The sequence below is a fragment of the Micromonospora sp. NPDC004336 genome (assembly GCF_053602615.1).
In genome coordinates this window covers 1-4,134 of sequence record NZ_JBSGDY010000295.1, presented here as the reverse complement: position 1 = coordinate 4,134, position 4,134 = coordinate 1, and the positions used below count along the sequence as shown (strand labels likewise).

The 4,134-nt window shown below is 76.6% G+C and carries 4 protein-coding genes and 1 pseudogene; 2 read left to right on the top strand and 3 right to left on the bottom strand.

Features of this window, described 5'->3' with window-relative positions:
* From ACWENR_RS29920 to ACWENR_RS29910, 3 genes and pseudogenes are all read right to left on the bottom strand, one after another.
* Positions 1–714: pseudogene (locus ACWENR_RS29920) on the bottom strand (ATP-dependent helicase); the annotation flags it as partial.
* A 110-nt stretch (positions 715–824) separates the two neighbouring features.
* On the bottom strand, positions 825–1,640 hold the full coding sequence (locus ACWENR_RS29915) for an ABC transporter permease (RefSeq protein ID WP_452280294.1): 816 nt from the start codon (positions 1,638–1,640) through the stop codon (positions 825–827).
* A complete protein-coding gene (locus ACWENR_RS29910) occupies positions 1,637–2,620 on the bottom strand; it encodes an ATP-binding cassette domain-containing protein (RefSeq protein WP_452280293.1) in 984 nt (327 codons plus the stop codon). The genes ACWENR_RS29915 and ACWENR_RS29910 overlap by 4 nt, the downstream gene beginning before the upstream one ends.
* A gap of 74 nt (positions 2,621–2,694) precedes the next feature.
* Here ACWENR_RS29910 and ACWENR_RS29905 point away from each other — a divergent pair, with 74 nt between their 5' ends.
* Together ACWENR_RS29905 and def are read left to right on the top strand one after the other, a co-directional pair.
* A complete protein-coding gene (locus tag ACWENR_RS29905; RefSeq protein ID WP_452280292.1) occupies positions 2,695–3,483 on the top strand; it encodes a TetR/AcrR family transcriptional regulator in 789 nt (262 codons plus the stop codon).
* Between the two features lie 10 nt (positions 3,484–3,493).
* Positions 3,494–4,012 (top strand): peptide deformylase, encoded by a 519-nt coding sequence (gene def / locus ACWENR_RS29900; RefSeq protein ID WP_452280291.1) that lies wholly within the window; start codon positions 3,494–3,496, stop codon positions 4,010–4,012.
* The last annotated feature ends 122 nt before the right edge of the window (positions 4,013–4,134 follow it).

Sequence of the window (4,134 nt, the reverse complement as noted above, 5' to 3'; positions counted from 1 at the left end):
CCACAGGGCGGCGGCGTCGGTGACCAGCCCCGGCGCGGCGGGGCGGTGCACCTGCGCCACCAGCCGCCACGGCGCGTCGGAGGTGTCGAGGTGTTCCAGGCGCAGCGACAGCCGTACGGCGGCGTCAGCGTGGGCGGCGACCCGGGCGGCCCAGTCGCGCAGCCGCCCGACGGCGACGGGGGCCGGCGCCGACCACGCGTCGGTGGCCGCGTCGTCGCGGGGCAGGGTGTCGGCGACGGCGTCGAGGAAGTCGCGCAGCAGCCGCGCCGGGTCGGGCAGCCAGGTGGGGTTGCGCCCCGGTACCGGCGTCGCGCGGGCGGTGGCGGGCATCGCGGCGGCGAGCCGCGCGTGCCGGGCCTCGTCGTCGGCGGTCAGCGGCCCGACCCGCCACGCGTCGTGGCCGGCGGCGGTCACCGCCGGCAGCAGCAGGCCGCGGGTGGCCAGGTGCAGGGCCTCCCGGGTGGCGGCGGCCCAGAACGCGGCCGCCGGGTCGGTGGCCGCGGCGGCGAGCAGCAGCGGTACGGCGTCCCGCGTCGGGATCCGCAGCGCGGGCACCGGCGTGGGGCGCCCGTGCGGCGGCGTGGCCAGCGTCGCCTCGACGGGTTCGCCGGGCCCCTCGGGCGGGGGCCCGCCGCCGGGCGACCAGACGAGCAGCACCCCGGCGCGGGGCGGGTCGGCGGGGCTGAACGTGACGGCGTGGGAGCCGATCGGCACGGGCGTCCTTTCCGGATGAGGGTGCGCGGCGCGGGTCGTCGCGCGGACCCGTCGGTGGGTGGCGTCGGGCCCGGGGGCGGCGCGGACCGGGACGGGGGCGGTCCGTCGGGTCACCTGCCGAGCCCGCGGTAGCGGCGTATCGCCAAGGGCAGGAACACGGCGATCAGCAGCAGCGGCCACGCCACGGCGAGGGCGACGGCGTGCTGCGCGGCGAACGACTCGCCGCCCCAGCCGGGGTTGCCGAACAGTTCCCGGCAGGCCGCGACGGTGGCCGACAGCGGGTTCCACTGCGCGAGCGCGGCGAGCCAGCCGGGCATGGTGTCGGGGGAGACGAAGGCGTTGGAGGTGAACCCCACGGGCCAGACGAGGATCTGCAGCACCACCACCGACTCGGGTTTACGTAGCACCAGCGCCAGGTGGATGCCGACCCAGATCAGGGCGAAGCGCAGCAGCAGGAGCAGCCCGACGGCGGCCAGGGCGGCGCCGGCGCCGGCGCGCCACTGCCAGCCGACGGCGACGCCGCAGGCGAGCATGACGGCCAGTCCGACGGCGGAGTGCAGCAGGTCGGCGGTGGCCCGGCCGGTGAGCACGGCCGAGGGGGCCATCGGCAGGGACCGGAACCGGTCGGTGACGCCGCGGGCGGTGTCGGTGGCCACGGCCGCGTACGTGGACTCGATGCCGAAGGCCATCGTCATGGCGAACATGCCGGGCAGCAGGAACTCCCGGTAGTCGCCGCCGCCGGGCACGCTCATCGCGCCGCCGAAGAGGTAGGCGAACATCAGCACCAGCAGCACCGGGAACAGCAGCCCGACGATCGCCTGCGCGGGCTGGCGGACCCAGTGCGCCAGCGCCCGGCCGGTGAGCGTGACGCCGTCGGCGACGGTCCAGCGCAGGCGGTGCGGCAGCGGGTGGGCGGTCGTGCTCATGCGGTCACCTTCTCCTCGGCGGGGCGGGCGGTGGGGGAGTCGTCGCCGGTAAGGCGCAGGAACACCTCGTCGAGGGTGGGGCGGCGTACCGCGATGTCGGCGGCGGTCAGCCCGCTGTCGTCGAGGGCCCGCAGCACGGCGGCCAGCGCGGCGACCCGCCCGGTGACGGGCACGCTGACGCGCAGGGCCGCCGGGTCGACCTGCGGGGCCGCGCCGACGGCGGCGCCCACGGCGCGGGCGGCCGGCGTCAGGTCGTCGGCGCGGGGCAGCACCACGTCGATGCGGTCGCCGCCGAGCGCGGCCTTCAGCTCGTCGGGGGTGCCGTCGGCGACGACCCGGCCGGCGTCGACGACCCGGATGCTGTCGGCGAGCTGGTCGGCCTCCTCCAGGTACTGCGTGGTCAGCAGCACGGTGGTGCCGTCGGCGACGAGCCCGCGCACCGCGTCCCACACCTGCGCCCGGGCGCGCGGGTCCAGGCCGATGGTGGGCTCGTCGAGGAAGAGCACCGGCGGGTCGAGGATCAGGCTGGCCGCGAGGTCGAGCCGGCGGCGCATTCCGCCGGAGTACGTGCCGACGGGCCGGTCGGCGGCGTCGGTCAGGTCGAAGCGGGTGAGCAGTTCGGCGGCCCGGGCGCGGGCCCGGGCGCGGCCGAGGTGGTGCAGCCGGCCGAACAGCACCAGGTTCTGCCGGCCGCTGAGCACCTCGTCGACGGCGGCGTGCTGGCCGACCAGCCCGATGCGGGCGCGGACCCGTTCGGGGTGGCGGCGCACGTCGGCGCCGGCGACCCGGGCGGTGCCGGCGTCGGGCCGCAGCAGGGTGCTCAGCACCCGCACCGCGGTGGTCTTGCCCGCCCCGTTGCGGCCGAGCAGCCCGCAGACCGTGCCGGCCGGCACGGTGAGGTCGAGGCCGGCCAGGGCCTCGGTGCCGCCGTAGCGCTTGCGTAGTCCCTCGGCCTCGACGGCCGGTCCGTTCCCGTGCATCCGCGCCCCCGTCCCTCGTTTTCGTACGCCGTACGGTACACCATACGGTACGGCGCACGGTAGAGTTCCGGGGCATGACGACGGAGTACAGCGGCACCGGCGATCCCGCGCGCAGCCTCGCCCTGCTCTGGCGCACCCGCGAACGCGCCAGCCGCAGGGGCCGACCCGACCTGTCGGTCGACCGGATCGTCCGCGCCGCCATCGAGGTCGCCGACGCCGAGGGCCTGGCCGCCCTGTCCATGCGCCGGGTCGCCGAGCGCCTCGGCGTCGGCACCATGTCCCTCTACACGTACGTCCCGGGCAAGGGCGAACTGCTCGACGTCATGCTCGACACCGTCTACGGCGAGACCGCCCGCCCCGACGACGTGCCCGGCGGCTGGCGCGGCCGCCTCGAACACGTCGCCCGCGAGACCTGGGCGCTCTACCTGCGCCACCCCTGGCTGCTGCAGGTCGCCACCACCCGCCCCCCGCTCGGGCCCAACGTCATCGCCCGCTACGAGTACGAGCTGCGCGCCGTCGACGGCATCGGCCTGACCGACCTGGAGATGGACGCCGTCGTCACCCTCGTCTCCGGGTACGTCCACGGCGCCGTACGCAGCGCGGTGGAGGCCGCCCAGGCCGCCGCCCACACCGGCATGACCGAGCAGCAGTGGTGGCAGGCCCACGCCCCCTACCTGGAGCGGGCCCTCGACCCGCGCCGATATCCCGTCGCCGCCCGGGTCGGCGCCGCCGCCGGCCAGGAATACCAGGCCGCCACCGATCCCGCCCGCGCGTTCGAGTTCGGGCTGGCCCGCATCCTCGACGGCATCGAGGTGCTCGTGGCCGGCCGCCCGGGCGCCGCCGCCTCGACCGGCGACGGATAACCTTTCCGACATGACGATGCGGCCCATCAGGATCATCGGCGACCCGGTGCTGCGCACCCCGAGCGAGCCGGTCACCAGCTTCGACGCCGAACTGCGCGCCCTGGTCACCGACCTGATGGACACGCTGCTCGGGGCGCCCGGCCGCGCCGGCGTCGCCGCCCCGCAGATCGGCGTCAACGCCCAGGTCTTCGTCTACGACGCCGACGGCCACCGCGGCCACCTGGTCAACCCGACGCTGGAGCTGTCGGAGGAGACGCAGGACGACGACGAGGGCTGCCTGTCCATTCCCGGCCTCTACTTCCCGACCAGCCGGGCGCTGCACGCCACCGCCCACGGCTTCGACCAGCACGGCGAACCGCTGACCATCGCGGGCAGCGGTTTCCTCGCCCGGGCCCTGCAACACGAGACCGACCACCTGGCCGGCCGCCTCTACGTCGACACCCTGCGCGGCGACACCCGCCGCCGTGCGCTGCGCGAGATCCGCGCCGGCCGGTTCGACTCGCCCAGCCGCCGCGCCCGCACCGCGTAGCCCGCGCGCCGCGAGCGACTCCGCACCGCCGGGGCCGCGTGAGGCCGCAAACCAAGGGCTGTCTGGTGATCAGTGTGCACGATGCCGGGTCGACCGATGAGGTCGGGCGGCTGGCCGCGTTC